This is a genomic window from Bacillus sp. DTU_2020_1000418_1_SI_GHA_SEK_038 (genome assembly GCF_032341175.1).
In the GTDB taxonomy this organism is placed as follows: domain Bacteria; phylum Bacillota; class Bacilli; order Bacillales; family Cytobacillaceae; genus Cytobacillus.
In genome coordinates this window covers 3,143,978-3,155,933 of record NZ_CP135435.1, presented here as the reverse complement: position 1 = coordinate 3,155,933, position 11,956 = coordinate 3,143,978, and the positions used below count along the sequence as shown (strand labels likewise).

Genomic DNA, 11,956 nt, shown 5'->3' with positions numbered 1-11,956 from the left:
AGTCAGATTTTTATTCGTTCTTACCATTTTGGAAATATTATCAGGCTGATAGGAATTAATCCTATCAGCTTTTCTTTATAATTTTTTCAATTTAAACGGGCTGACCATTAATAAGGAGAGAATAATCGATATAAATATGAAGAAAGGCGCTGGAATATAAGGAATTAGTAGATAGCTCAATGTAATTAGACAGCCTGCAGCTGTAATCGGAAGCCCTGTAAAGTAGCCATTATTTTCACTTATATTAAATCTTGCAAGTCGAAAAGCTCCACAGCCAATATAGAAAATAGTGAAAAATGAACCGGGGGCTCCGAATTCAAATAAAATTCCTTGATATATTAATAGTGCAGGAGCAACTCCAAATGATATAATATCACTCATGGAATCTAATTGCTTCCCTAACTCCGATTCAATTTGAAGCTTTCTAGCAATCATTCCATCGAACCGGTCAGCAAGTGCTGCTACAAAAATGAGCAGCAAGCTTAAATTTAAATTACCTTTTAAGGCAAAAATAATGGCAAATCCGCCTAATGATAAATTCGCTAAAGTGATAACATTTGCAGTTTGTGCTTTTAGTTTTTTAATGGTTTGATCCAAAATATCATTTAAAAACATTTACCACACTCCTTTTTTACGTAAGATATCATATGTCTAGTTGTCGTCCTAAGTGCTTTAGATATAAAAGTAAGCACGTTACTGTCCTTATTTAATAATATTTAATTTTAATCTTTTTAGTACTGACCGTAAAGAGTATATTGGGGGTGAAAGAATGAAACAATCGCTTTATCGGCTTTTTATTGAGCTTACAAACGGCAAATTGACTTCAGGGCTTATAAAAAGATTTGCTCGTTCCAATGCAAGCCGCCTGTTCGTCCCATCTTTTTGTAAGGTATATCAAATTAACCAGGATGAAATGGAGAAAACATTAGCGGAATATCCTACTTTGCACGATTTCTTTACGAGGTCACTTAAAGAAGGAGTACGTCATGTTGATCAAGATTCCTATTCCATTGTCAGCCCTGTTGATGCCGTCATTGAAGACATTGGCCTTATTAAGCCGGGACATATTATTACAGTTAAAGAAAAGGATTATTCCATTAGCGAGATGATGGGGAATGATGAAAAGCTGGATAAATATACGGATGGTTTCTATATGATCTTCTATTTAAGCCCTAGTCATTATCATCGGATACATAGTCCGGTTACTGGCCGTATCCTTGACCAATGGACATTAGGTCAGAAATCCTACCCAGTTAATAAATATGGTTTAAAATATGGAAAAGCTGCACTTTCAAAAAATTATCGGACCATTACTGAAGTAGAACATGTGAAAGGCAAGCTTTCAATTGTAAAGGTGGGGGCCATGTTTGTGAATTCAATAGAAGTGATACATAATGGTGAAGAAATAGCAAAGGGAGATGAAATGGCTTATTTCTCCTTCGGCTCAACAGTTGTCCTTTTATTCGAAAAAAACAGTTTCACGCCCCTGTCAACGATTAAAACACCATATGACATAAAAGTGGGTGAGCGGGTTGGCCATATTAATCATGACAAGAACATCACACAGTAGAAATAACGTTTGGGAAGAGAAAGAAAGTGCTCTGCGGGGGCCAGTATATATTTGGTGAATTTACTAAGCCACGACCCCCACTAAAAAGTAGTCTATTATTAGGATGAAACTCTAATTTTGTGTGATAATGAACGTCGGTGAATTTCCGTCTTTATTAGGTTAATAAAATCTGAGCTTAACTTTAACTCAATTGCTTTATAATAGGATTCGATTAATAGTTCGTCTGACAGCTTTCGCATGTCCATTCACCTCCATTAATTTTAATTAATAATTCTATATAATTGATTTCATACATATAATGTAAGATTTAATGTTGTAATCATACTCTAGCAAACTTTTTTCCTTAGAACAACCGTTCTGTTATCCACAATAATTAGTGGATAACCTGTGGTTAAGTTGTTAGTAAAAGGTGGAAGATCATATAAATGAGTGTGCTTAATGTGAATAAAGTTATCCACAGAAATAATTAAAGAAAAAAATGTCGAAAAATTTCTTGATTTGCTCATATTAAGCCTATGTTTGAAAGGGCGAATAAAATTGTTTATGATGAGTACAAATTATAGCCTTTTCCTTTCGTTTTATAATAAAGAAATAAATAGAGGTGTTATATATCGTGTTGAAGCAATTTTTACCGGATCAGCATGTTCGAAGTATCTTTGAAATTACCCCTGAAAGGCTGAAGGAATATGGGGTTAAAGGAATTATTACCGATTTAGACAACACTCTTGTCGAATGGGATCGACCAAATGCTACTCCAAAATTAATAAAATGGTTTGAAGAAATGAAAAATAGCAATGTCATGATTACGATTGTATCGAATAATAATGATAATCGGGTCAGATCCTTTTCTGAGCCGCTTAATATCCCCTTTATCCCATTAGCTAGAAAACCTTTAGGACGGGCTTTTAATAGAGCATTACTAGAAATGGGTCTGAAGAAAGAGGAAACTGTGGTTATTGGCGATCAATTATTAACAGATGTTTTAGGCGGCAACCGAAGCGGATTCCGGACTATTCTTGTTGTACCAGTTGCGCAGACTGATGGTTTTATTACACGGTTCAATCGTAAAGTGGAGAGATTAATCTTAAATTGGTTTAAGAAAAAAGGCATGATTCAGTGGGAGGATTAATTTGTGAGTGAACAATATATTTGTATAGGCTGCGGTGTGAAGATTCAAACTGAAGATCCAGCCACAATTGGTTATGCACCTCATTCGGCACTGGAAAAGGAAGCGATTATTTGTCAGCGCTGTTTCCGCTTAAAACATTATAATGAAGTGCAGGACGTTGATTTAACAGATGATGATTTTCTTAAAATCTTAAATGAACTAGGTAAAAGTGATTCTTTGATTGTGAAAATCGTTGATATATTTGACTTTAACGGAAGCTGGCTGCCTGGACTGCATAGGTTTGTCGGAAAAAATAAAATCCTGCTAGTTGGGAATAAAGTTGATTTGCTGCCAAAATCGGTTAAACATAATAAGTTAATCAATTGGATGAAGCAAGAAGCAAAGGAACTAGGCCTTAAGCCTGAAGATGTTTTTCTAGTAAGTGCTGCTAAAGGGAAGAATATTTCTGAGGTGGCTGAAGCGGTAGATGAATATAGGAAGGGTAAAGATGTCTATGTAGTTGGTTGTACGAATGTTGGGAAATCAACATTTATTAATCGAATTTTAAAAGAGGTAACAGGAGAAGGTGATGTGATTACTACCTCACATTTTCCAGGTACAACCCTTGATATCATTGAAATCCCTTTATCTGATGGGAAAGCACTTGTTGATACACCGGGAATTATTAATCATCACCAAATGGCTCATTATGTTGATAAGCGTGATTTAAAAATCATAACCCCGAAAAAAGAAATAAAACCGACAGTCTTTCAGCTGAATGAAGGACAAACCCTCTTTATTGGAGGTTTAGCTCGGTTTGACTATAAGTCGGGCGGCCGGAAATCCTTTGTTTGCCATTTTTCTAATGAACTAAACCTGCATAGGACAAAGCTTGAAAATGCAGACGAATTATACAAAAACCATGCTGGTGAAATGTTAACGCCGCCAAGGAAGGAACAAATGGATACCTTCCCCGAACTCGTTAAACATGAATTTACTATCAAAGAAGGAAAAACAGATATTGTTTTTTCAGGACTTGGCTGGATTACAGTTAATGAACCAGGTGCAAAGGTAGCTGCTTATGTTCCGAAGGGTGTTCATGCCTTATTAAGAAAATCTTTAATATAAATTTCGGCAATCGTATTTAAAGGGGAGAAAATTGGTGAAAAAGTTTTTTGCGGTTATAGGAGATCCGATTGCCCATTCCATGTCACCTGCCATGCATAATGATTTATTTCAGGCTTATGGAATAGATGCTCATTACCAGCCTCTTCATGTAAAGAGAGAAGATTTAGCAGATGCCATAAAGGGGTTAAAAGCTATAGGAATTTCGGGATTTAATGTCACTGTTCCACATAAGGAAACGATTATTCCGTTGCTTGACGAATTAGATCCACTCGCACAATCAATTGGAGCAGTTAATACAGTGGTGAATCTGGAAGGCAAACTAATTGGCTATAATACTGATGGAAGCGGCTATGTTAAAGGATTGCAAGAGGAAATGCCAAATTTGAAGGATAAAAAAGTACTAGTTATTGGTGCTGGCGGTGCGGCGAGAGCTATATACTTCACAATAGCGGCGGCTGGTGCGGAAAAATTGGATATTTGCAATCGGACCGTATCAAAAGCTGCGATTATTAAGAATGAATGTCCATATTATGTGAATTCTGATGTGTATGATATTAGAAATGCGGAAGAAAATCTTGAGTTATATGACCTAGTCATTCAGACAACACCTGCAGGAATGGCACCTAAAATTCAAGATTTGCCGCTTTCTTTACATAACCTGAAAGAAGGAGCTTTAGCAAGTGATATCATCTATAATCCATTAGAGACAATATTTCTAAAGGAAGCAAAAAACAAAGGTGCATCAATTCAAAATGGCTTAAATATGTTTGTGTACCAAGGAGCCCTTGCATTTGAAAAATGGACAGGCACTTTTCCAGATACGAATCGTATGAGAGATATCGTTCTTTCACAACTAGGAGGATAACAAAATGTTAACAGGAAAACAAAAACGCTTCTTGCGTTCGAAGGCACATCACCTAAATCCGATTTTTCAAGTTGGTAAGGGTGGAGTAAATGAAAATATGATTAAACAAGTAGAAGATGCTCTTGAAGCACGGGAATTGATGAAAATTTCCGTTTTGCAAAACTGTGAAGAGGATAAGGACACGGTTGCTGAACAATTAGTAAAAGGAACGAGAGCAGAGCTTGTTCAAATTATTGGAAGTACAATCGTGCTTTATAAAGAATCACGAGAAAATAAGCAAATAAATTTACCTTAATTCTTTTTATTAAGCATGCATGAAAGATTATTGGGAGGAATTCGCATGAAAAGGATCGGCATACTCGGAGGGACTTTTGATCCGCCTCATCTTGGCCATTTAATTATTGCAAATGAAGTGCTAAATACTTTTGAATTAGATGAAATTTGGTTTATGCCGAATCAGGAGCCTCCCCATAAAACAAAAACGAATGCCATAAAAACTGGAGATAGGGAAAATTTACTGAAGCTTGCGATTAGTGGGCACCCTAATTTTAAAATAGAACGATTAGAGCTTGAAAGATTAGGTCCCTCTTATACATATGAAACCATGAAAGTACTTACTGAGAAACATCCTGATAAGCAATTTTATTTTATTATTGGTGCTGATATGGTTGAGTATTTGCCAAAATGGCGAAATATTGATGAGTTGGTGAAGATAGTTCAATTTATTGGCGTAAATAGACCATCCTATAGTAATAAAAGCAATTATCCAATATTATATGCAGAGGTTCCGGATATAGAAATTTCATCCAGCCAAATTCGAACTCGTTTGTTGGAAAATAAGACGATTCGATATCTCGTTCCCGATTCTGTCATGAATTATATTAAGGAGAATCAATTATATGGATCGTGAGTCTGCATTAGAAATAGTTAAGAGACAGCTAACTGATCATCGTTACCACCATACAATTGGGGTAATGGAAACGGCCTTGGTCTTGGCTGAAAGATATGGTGCCAATGTAAAAAAAGCAGAGCTTGCTGCTATTTTCCATGATTATGCTAAATTCCGGCCAAAAGAGGAAATGCAACAAATTATTTTAGATGAAGGAATGCCGCAAGAGCTTCTTCTATACAATAGTGAACTTTGGCATGCACCAGTTGGGGCTTTTCTTGTACAAAAAGAAGTTGGAATAGATGATGTGGAAATTTTAGATGCAATAAGATATCATACTTCTGGAAGAAAAAACATGAGCATACTCGAAAAAGTTATTTATTTGGCTGATTATATCGAGCCTGGAAGACATTTTCCCGGGGTTGATGAAGTTCGTGAAATGGCAAAGTTAAGCTTGGATAGAGCATTAATAAAATCTATTCAGAATACCATCTTTTTTTTAATGAAAAGAGGTCAGCCGGTTTTTCCAGCTACATTTAACACATATAATGACTTAATTATGAGGTCAGGGAGGATTGATTGAATGAACGAAAAGGATTTGCTATTAACTGCTGTTAAGGCTGCTGATGATAAAAGAGCCGAGGATATTATTGTTTTAAATATGAAGGGTATTTCATTGATTGCTGACTACTTTATTATCTGCCATGGGAATTCTGATAAGCAAGTGCAAGCAATTGCAAGGGAAATGAAGGAAAAGGCAGAGGAAAAGGAATATACAGTTAAAAGAGTAGAAGGTTTTGATGAAGCGAGATGGATCCTCGTAGATTTAGGGGATGTTGTTGCACATATTTTCCACCGTGATGAAAGAGGCTATTATAATTTGGAACGCTTATGGGGCGATGCACCTATTGAAAATGTGCAAAGCGAACTAAATCAATGAGTTATGGAAAGTTTGCCTATCTTTATGATCAGCTCATGAATGATGTCCCTTATGATAAATGGGCAGAATTAGTATTAGAGAAGGCTAAGAAATACGAGATAAGTGGGAAAAAGCTCCTTGATCTAGCCTGTGGCACGGCCGAGCTCTCTGTGAGGCTTTCTAAGATAGGATTTCAAGTAACTGGCGTGGATCTATCAGAGGAGATGTTGACAGTCGCGCAGGATAAGGCTGCTGATAATGGGTTTGCAATGGAATTTTTTCATCAAAATATGGCTGAACTTGATGGATTAGGCAGTTTCGATATTATTGGCATTTTCTGTGATTCGATAAATTATTTACGGGAAGAAAAAGACGTACAATCAACATTCCAACAAGTTTATCGGCATTTGTCCAATGATGGTCTATTTATCTTCGATGTACATTCCCTTTATAAAATCCAGGAAATCTTTATGGATCAAACGTTTGCTGTAAATGATGAAGAGATAAGCTATATTTGGCATTGCTTTGAAGGGGAATACCCTTACAGCATAGAGCATGACCTAAGTTTTTTTGTTTTAGACAAAAAGACAGATATGTATGCCCGCTATGATGAACTCCATTTTCAGAGGACTTATCCTATTGATGTTTATGAGAAGTGGCTTCAGGAAACTGGCTTTGAGCTCCTGGAAGTTACTGCTGATTTTGAAAATGCCCCTCCACAAGATCAATCAGAACGAATCTTTTTTATTTGCAGAAAAACCTCAAGAAAATAGTAAAAAGAGCCAGCAGTGAATTGCTGGCTTTTTTTAAAAAAATATTCCCTACTGGGGAGGATTTTTTATGCAAATGAAGAATTCTTAAATATTAAGAGAGTAGTGTTCTTTTACTTGTTTAATATCCTCGTCGAACTTTGCATGTGTAGCCTGGAATACCTTTTCAAACATATCACCTAATTCTTTTTCGAGCACCTTGATTCCTTCCCCTGTGATGCCGCCCTTTACACAAACCTTTTCTTGCAGCGTTGGCAAAGTATAGTACCCCTTTTTCATTAGATCTCCCATACCAATTAACATATTTTCAGCAAGTGTTGTAGCGGTTTCCTGGTCAATCTCTGTTTCATTTACTGCTGCCATAATAAACCTTTGTGTTAAGTAGCTGAAAAATGCTGGTCCGCAGCTAACAATGTCAGATGCCACTCTTGTGATATTTTCTTCGATTTCAACAATTCGGGAAATATCGCCAAACATCTTTTTAATCATTGATTTCCACTCATCTTGGCAGTTTTCTCCAAATGATAATAAAGAAACACCTGATAGAGCACGATTTGTAATACTTGGGATGACTCTAGCAACGGAACATGGTGCGATATTTTCCAGCTGCTCAACGCTAATTGGACTCGTGATGGAAACAATGCATTTTTCTTTCGTTAGGAAGGGGGTTATATCTTTAATGACGTTGTGAACATCATGAGGCTTAACACAAATAAAGATGAGTGAGGAATATTCCGCCACATCCTTCCCATTTGCTGCTACCTGTATTTCTGGATAATTCTCCTTAATTTCCAAAGCTTTTGTTAAAGTTCGATTGGTTATTGTTATGGAAGAAGGAGAAATAGCCTTCCCGTCAATTAAAGCTTCTGCCAAAATTCTCCCCATATTACCTGTACCTATCATTCCAATTTTCAAAGTTCTTCCCTCCTTCACAAGCGAGCTTTCTCCTATACATTATGAAATTCCTTAATAGAATATGCTAAATATGAAAGGGTGATATAGTTGTTACACATGATTAAAGAGCACAAAATTTACATTATTACAGGTTTAGCTGCTTGTATTGCAGCCTTTTATTTTATATATCAGCCAGAGGAGGATCAAAGTGTACTATTTAATGATGAGGAACTATTCCTCGTAAGCGAGCAAAAAGCAGCTGAAACCCCGGACGAGAGTATAACCAATGAACCTTTTTTTGTGGATGTAAAGGGAGCGGTAGGAAAGCCTGGTGTTTATGAAGCCCAAATTAATGACCGTGTCATCGACATCATTAATAAAGCTGGTGGGTTAATACAATCTGCGGACGAAGCAAAAATTAACTTTGCCATGCGGGTTGAGGATGAAATGGTGATCTATGTTCCGAAAATTGGTGAGGAATCTGAGGAAGATTCTGCGATTGTTACAGGGGGAGGACCTCAAGGAACAGGTCAAATAAAAAACGATGGGAAGGTTAATTTAAATACAGCAAATGAAGCAGAATTACAAACCTTGACAGGAGTCGGGCCTGCCAAAGCCGCAGCTATTATTGAGTTTCGTGAGACAAATGGTCCATTTAAAGCTATTGAAGATCTAAAATCGATTAGTGGAATTGGGGAAAAAACATTTGAAAAACTAAGGGATAGTATTAAAGTAAAATAGATACCGATATTGACCCATTTTGACATGAGGCTTAAACTTGGCATATAAGAAATTCTTTGCAAGACCGAAAAAAATTTATTGTAAGGGGTAAGGAAAGTGGAAAGAAAAAGCTGGGATGAATATTTTTTAGATATTGCAACTGAGGTGGGATCCCGTTCGACCTGCCCAAGATTGCATGTGGGCTGTGTCATTGTTAAAGATAAGCATATTTTATCAACTGGCTACAATGGGTCTATTCATGGGCATGACCATTGCGAAGATATTGGCTGCTTGATAAATGATCAGGGAAGATGTATTCGCACTCTGCATTCTGAGCTTAATGCGGTTCTGCATGCAGATAGAAGTTTATTAAAAGGGGCTACCGCCTATGTGACCCATGAGCCATGTGAAAATTGTGCAAAGACAATAGCCCAATCCGGGATTAGTAAAATTGTTTATCGTCACGCCTATCCTAATAAATATAACGAATATTTTTTGAAAAATGTTGAGGTGGTCCATCTTCCTAAGGAGGAAGTATCGAAATAAAAGAAGCTCCTCAAGCAAAGGTGCCAGGCACCACGATACAATGTCTAGTTCAAATTAGTGTAACATGCTCTAGATGTTGGTATTATTGTGGGGTGAGGCACCTTATAGGATAGTCTCTTATAATCGCTTAGCGAATGATTAATGATACAAAATGAATAAAGGAGATTATTGTAATGAAGGGCAAATGGATTTATTTCACCGTTGCCTCGTTGCTGGGAATATTAACAAGCTTTATTAATGGTTCTATCTTTATAACACTATTTTTTTTGTTAATATTTCTTTATAAAATTAAAAAATTTTCAAAGAGGCAGCTCGCAGCAATCGGTTTTATTTTTATCATTTTTTTTGTACGAAGTGAAAACCTTGAAAGAAGAACAAATTTCAGTCGACTCTCACTTGATGAAACTAATTTTGTTGTTTACCTGCAGGAAAATTTAAAGGTAGATGGGGACTCATTTACTGCGGCAGCCAAAGAATTAAGGCATAATGAAAGACTTGTTCTTACATATAAAATAAAAACTGTACAAGAAAAATCTGAAATACAGAAAAGATTAAAAACAGGTATGGCTTGTTCAGTTAAAGGCTCATTAGATGAACCATTTTCCTCAACCAACCAAAATGCTTTTGACTATAAAGAATATCTTTACAGAAACCACACTTATTGGATTTTAAAAGCAGATACCTTAATACCCTCCAAATGTATGCCTCAGAAAAAAAACCCCATATCTTTTTTTCAGATTCTTAGAGAAAATGGGATTGAATATATACACAATTATTTTCCAAAGGAAACGGCGCCATTGGCCATTGCTTTACTTTTTGGAGATCGAAATTATATTGAGGAAGACGTCCTTACCGCTTATCAAAAGCTAGGGATCGTTCACTTATTAGCCATTTCGGGTCTTCATGTTGGAATGCTCGTAGGGATGATCTATTTTCTCGGCATTCGTGCAGGGATATCAAAAGAGAAAATGACGTCAGCCCTGCTAATTTTCCTGCCCTGCTACGCCATAATTACAGGTGCTTCCCCTTCTGTCATTCGTGCTGTTTTTATGATGATCATTTTCTTAGCTTTGCAAAAATGGGGTAGAAATTTTTCGCTTTTAACCATTGATGTGATAGGGATCGTCTTTATCTTGTACACCTTTATCTCCCCTTATATTATTTATAATGTTGGGTTTCAGTTATCCTTTGGCGTAAGCTTATCCCTTATATTATCCGCACCTATTATCTTAAAACGCTTTTCTAATCCGATTTCATTATTATTTGCCACTTCTTTCATATGCCAGCTAGCGGCTGCCCCAATCATGTTTTACTATTTTTTTGAGGTTTCATTCATCTCTGTACTAGCTAATATTCTGTTTGTTCCACTATTTTCATTATTCATTTTGCCTGCCATATTTACCATCTTCCTCTTACATCTATTATTTGGGGGAAATATAAATTTTCTCGTGGATTTTTTGAATACCATTATTTACTGGATGGATATTATTGCAGGACGGCTTGCACAATTGCCATTTTCAACGCTTACTTTAGGTAGACCTAATTTCATCATTTTGCTCCTATATATGATCATATTCCCCTGCAGCTTTTCCTTATGGGAGAGGATGAGAGGGATAAAAAAATCTCTGACAATTCTAATTCTGCCGGTTCTTATTCTATTTCTGCATGGTTCAATAAATTTACTATCCCCATATGGGGAGATTACCTTTATTGATGTTGGCCAGGGAGATTGTATTTTCATAAGGCTTCCGTACGGTAAAGGGAATTATTTGATCGATACTGGAGGTAATCTAAGGTTTAATAAAGAGGAATGGAAGCTCAAAAAGAATCAGTATGAGGTGGGTAAGGATGTGGTCGTGCCATATTTAAAAAGCAAGGGAATTATTACGATCCATAGGCTCATTTTAACACATGGGGATACAGATCATATAGGGGGAGCCGCAGCAGTAATTGAGGAAATGAAAGTGAAGAATATTATTTTACCTAAAAGTGAGGAGCTTTCAGAGCTTGAAAGAGTAATCCTATTAAAGGCTAAAAACAATAAAATTCCTTACTATTTTACAAAAGCGGGTGATAGCTGGACGGTAGGTCAATTTAAGTTTCAAGTATTATCTCCCCAACAGGGAATGGAATCAGAAAGAAATAACGGTTCCATCGTTTTGTTTACAAAAATTGGAGGGCTAACATGGCTGTTTACAGGGGATTTGGAGGAGAGCGGGGAAGAAAAATTAATTAGCCGTTATCATAACTTAGATATCGATGTATTAAAAGTTGGACACCACGGCAGTAAATCATCTACTTCCAGTTCGTTCTTAAATCGACTAGAACCAAGGCTTGCCATTATTTCTGCTGGCAGGAATAATCGTTACGGCCATCCAAATAAAGAAGTACTAAATAGATTAGATGAGAGAACAATTAAAGTATTACGGACAGATCTAAATGGAGCCGTTACTTATTATTTTAAAGGAGACCTAGGAACCTTTTCTACGCAGATGCCATAATATGTAGTAAATAAATCAGGAATCGAAAAAGAGGCTGCTGTTTGCG

The 11,956-nt window shown here is 36.5% G+C and carries 15 protein-coding genes; 12 read left to right on the top strand and 3 right to left on the bottom strand.

All coding sequences use genetic code 11. The features are described 5' to 3' along the window. Positions 1-75 precede the first annotated feature (75 nt). Positions 76-615 carry a CDP-diacylglycerol--serine O-phosphatidyltransferase gene (gene pssA, locus RRV45_RS15850; RefSeq protein WP_315665657.1) on the bottom strand — a complete coding sequence of 180 codons (540 nt, stop codon included), beginning with the start codon at positions 613-615 and terminating at the stop codon, positions 76-78. Positions 616-769: 154 nt separating this feature from the next. Here pssA and RRV45_RS15845 point away from each other — a divergent pair, with 154 nt between their 5' ends. Continuing rightward, positions 770-1,570, top strand: a complete 801-nt coding sequence (locus RRV45_RS15845) for a phosphatidylserine decarboxylase (protein ID WP_315665656.1) — start codon at positions 770-772, stop codon at positions 1,568-1,570. A 98-nt stretch (positions 1,571-1,668) separates the two neighbouring features. On the opposite strand, the gene RRV45_RS15840 is transcribed toward RRV45_RS15845, so the two are convergent. Further along, complete coding sequence (locus tag RRV45_RS15840) at positions 1,669-1,809, bottom strand: sporulation histidine kinase inhibitor Sda (RefSeq protein WP_082677165.1); 141 nt, start codon at positions 1,807-1,809, stop codon at positions 1,669-1,671. Between the two features lie 374 nt (positions 1,810-2,183). Here RRV45_RS15840 and RRV45_RS15835 point away from each other — a divergent pair, with 374 nt between their 5' ends. Genes RRV45_RS15835 through RRV45_RS15800 form a run of 8 tightly spaced genes read left to right on the top strand, consistent with a single transcriptional unit; the run spans position 2,184 to position 7,252 of the window. Beyond that, entirely contained in the window at positions 2,184-2,699 is a 516-nt protein-coding gene (locus RRV45_RS15835) for a YqeG family HAD IIIA-type phosphatase (protein WP_315665655.1), read from the top strand. Between the two features lie 3 nt (positions 2,700-2,702). Beyond that, the gene (gene yqeH, locus RRV45_RS15830) at positions 2,703-3,806 is read left to right on the top strand and encodes a ribosome biogenesis GTPase YqeH (protein ID WP_315665654.1); all 1,104 of its coding nucleotides are present in this window, start codon (positions 2,703-2,705) and stop codon (positions 3,804-3,806) included. 34 nt (positions 3,807-3,840) lie between these two features. After that, positions 3,841-4,671, top strand: a complete 831-nt coding sequence (gene aroE, locus RRV45_RS15825) for a shikimate dehydrogenase (protein WP_315665653.1) — start codon at positions 3,841-3,843, stop codon at positions 4,669-4,671. A 4-nt stretch (positions 4,672-4,675) separates the two neighbouring features. Next, positions 4,676-4,966, top strand: a complete 291-nt coding sequence (gene yhbY, locus RRV45_RS15820; protein WP_315665652.1) for a ribosome assembly RNA-binding protein YhbY — start codon at positions 4,676-4,678, stop codon at positions 4,964-4,966. 45 nt (positions 4,967-5,011) lie between these two features. Further along, a complete protein-coding gene (locus RRV45_RS15815; protein WP_315665651.1) occupies positions 5,012-5,581 on the top strand; it encodes a nicotinate-nucleotide adenylyltransferase in 570 nt (189 codons plus the stop codon). Then, on the top strand, positions 5,571-6,143 hold the full coding sequence (yqeK, locus tag RRV45_RS15810) for a bis(5'-nucleosyl)-tetraphosphatase (symmetrical) YqeK (protein ID WP_315665650.1): 573 nt from the start codon (positions 5,571-5,573) through the stop codon (positions 6,141-6,143). The genes RRV45_RS15815 and yqeK overlap by 11 nt, the downstream gene beginning before the upstream one ends. Beyond that, positions 6,144-6,500 carry a ribosome silencing factor gene (gene rsfS, locus RRV45_RS15805; protein ID WP_315665649.1) on the top strand — a complete coding sequence of 119 codons (357 nt, stop codon included), beginning with the start codon at positions 6,144-6,146 and terminating at the stop codon, positions 6,498-6,500. Next, on the top strand, positions 6,497-7,252 hold the full coding sequence (locus RRV45_RS15800; RefSeq protein WP_315665648.1) for a class I SAM-dependent DNA methyltransferase: 756 nt from the start codon (positions 6,497-6,499) through the stop codon (positions 7,250-7,252). The genes rsfS and RRV45_RS15800 overlap by 4 nt, the downstream gene beginning before the upstream one ends. Before the next feature lie 84 nt (positions 7,253-7,336). Here the strand turns inward: RRV45_RS15800 and comER are convergent, their stop codons facing one another. Beyond that, entirely contained in the window at positions 7,337-8,164 is an 828-nt protein-coding gene (comER, locus tag RRV45_RS15795; protein WP_315665647.1) for a late competence protein ComER, read from the bottom strand. Between the two features lie 96 nt (positions 8,165-8,260). Between comER and RRV45_RS15790 the strand changes: the two genes are divergently transcribed. The 3 genes from RRV45_RS15790 to RRV45_RS15780 all read left to right on the top strand — a co-directional run bounded on the left by RRV45_RS15790 (position 8,261) and on the right by RRV45_RS15780 (position 11,910). Next, positions 8,261-8,884 (top strand): helix-hairpin-helix domain-containing protein, encoded by a 624-nt coding sequence (locus RRV45_RS15790; protein WP_315669057.1) that lies wholly within the window; start codon positions 8,261-8,263, stop codon positions 8,882-8,884. Positions 8,885-8,980: 96 nt separating this feature from the next. Next, on the top strand, positions 8,981-9,409 hold the full coding sequence (locus RRV45_RS15785; protein ID WP_315665646.1) for a deoxycytidylate deaminase: 429 nt from the start codon (positions 8,981-8,983) through the stop codon (positions 9,407-9,409). A gap of 173 nt (positions 9,410-9,582) precedes the next feature. After that, a complete protein-coding gene (locus tag RRV45_RS15780) occupies positions 9,583-11,910 on the top strand; it encodes a DNA internalization-related competence protein ComEC/Rec2 (protein WP_315665645.1) in 2,328 nt (775 codons plus the stop codon). Positions 11,911-11,956 lie beyond the last annotated feature (46 nt).

Coding starts and splice junctions, on each gene's coding strand:
- pssA (WP_315665657.1), bottom strand. CDS start 615: ATGTTTTTAAATGATATTTTGGATCAAACCATTAAAAAACTAAAAGCA.
- RRV45_RS15845 (WP_315665656.1), top strand. CDS start 770: ATGAAACAATCGCTTTATCGGCTTTTTATTGAGCTTACAAACGGCAAA.
- RRV45_RS15840 (WP_082677165.1), bottom strand. CDS start 1,809: ATGCGAAAGCTGTCAGACGAACTATTAATCGAATCCTATTATAAAGCA.
- yhbY (WP_315665652.1), top strand. CDS start 4,676: ATGTTAACAGGAAAACAAAAACGCTTCTTGCGTTCGAAGGCACATCAC.
- RRV45_RS15815 (WP_315665651.1), top strand. CDS start 5,012: ATGAAAAGGATCGGCATACTCGGAGGGACTTTTGATCCGCCTCATCTT.
- yqeK (WP_315665650.1), top strand. CDS start 5,571: ATGGATCGTGAGTCTGCATTAGAAATAGTTAAGAGACAGCTAACTGAT.
- rsfS (WP_315665649.1), top strand. CDS start 6,144: ATGAACGAAAAGGATTTGCTATTAACTGCTGTTAAGGCTGCTGATGAT.
- RRV45_RS15800 (WP_315665648.1), top strand. CDS start 6,497: ATGAGTTATGGAAAGTTTGCCTATCTTTATGATCAGCTCATGAATGAT.
- RRV45_RS15790 (WP_315669057.1), top strand. CDS start 8,261: ATGATTAAAGAGCACAAAATTTACATTATTACAGGTTTAGCTGCTTGT.
- RRV45_RS15780 (WP_315665645.1), top strand. CDS start 9,583: ATGAAGGGCAAATGGATTTATTTCACCGTTGCCTCGTTGCTGGGAATA.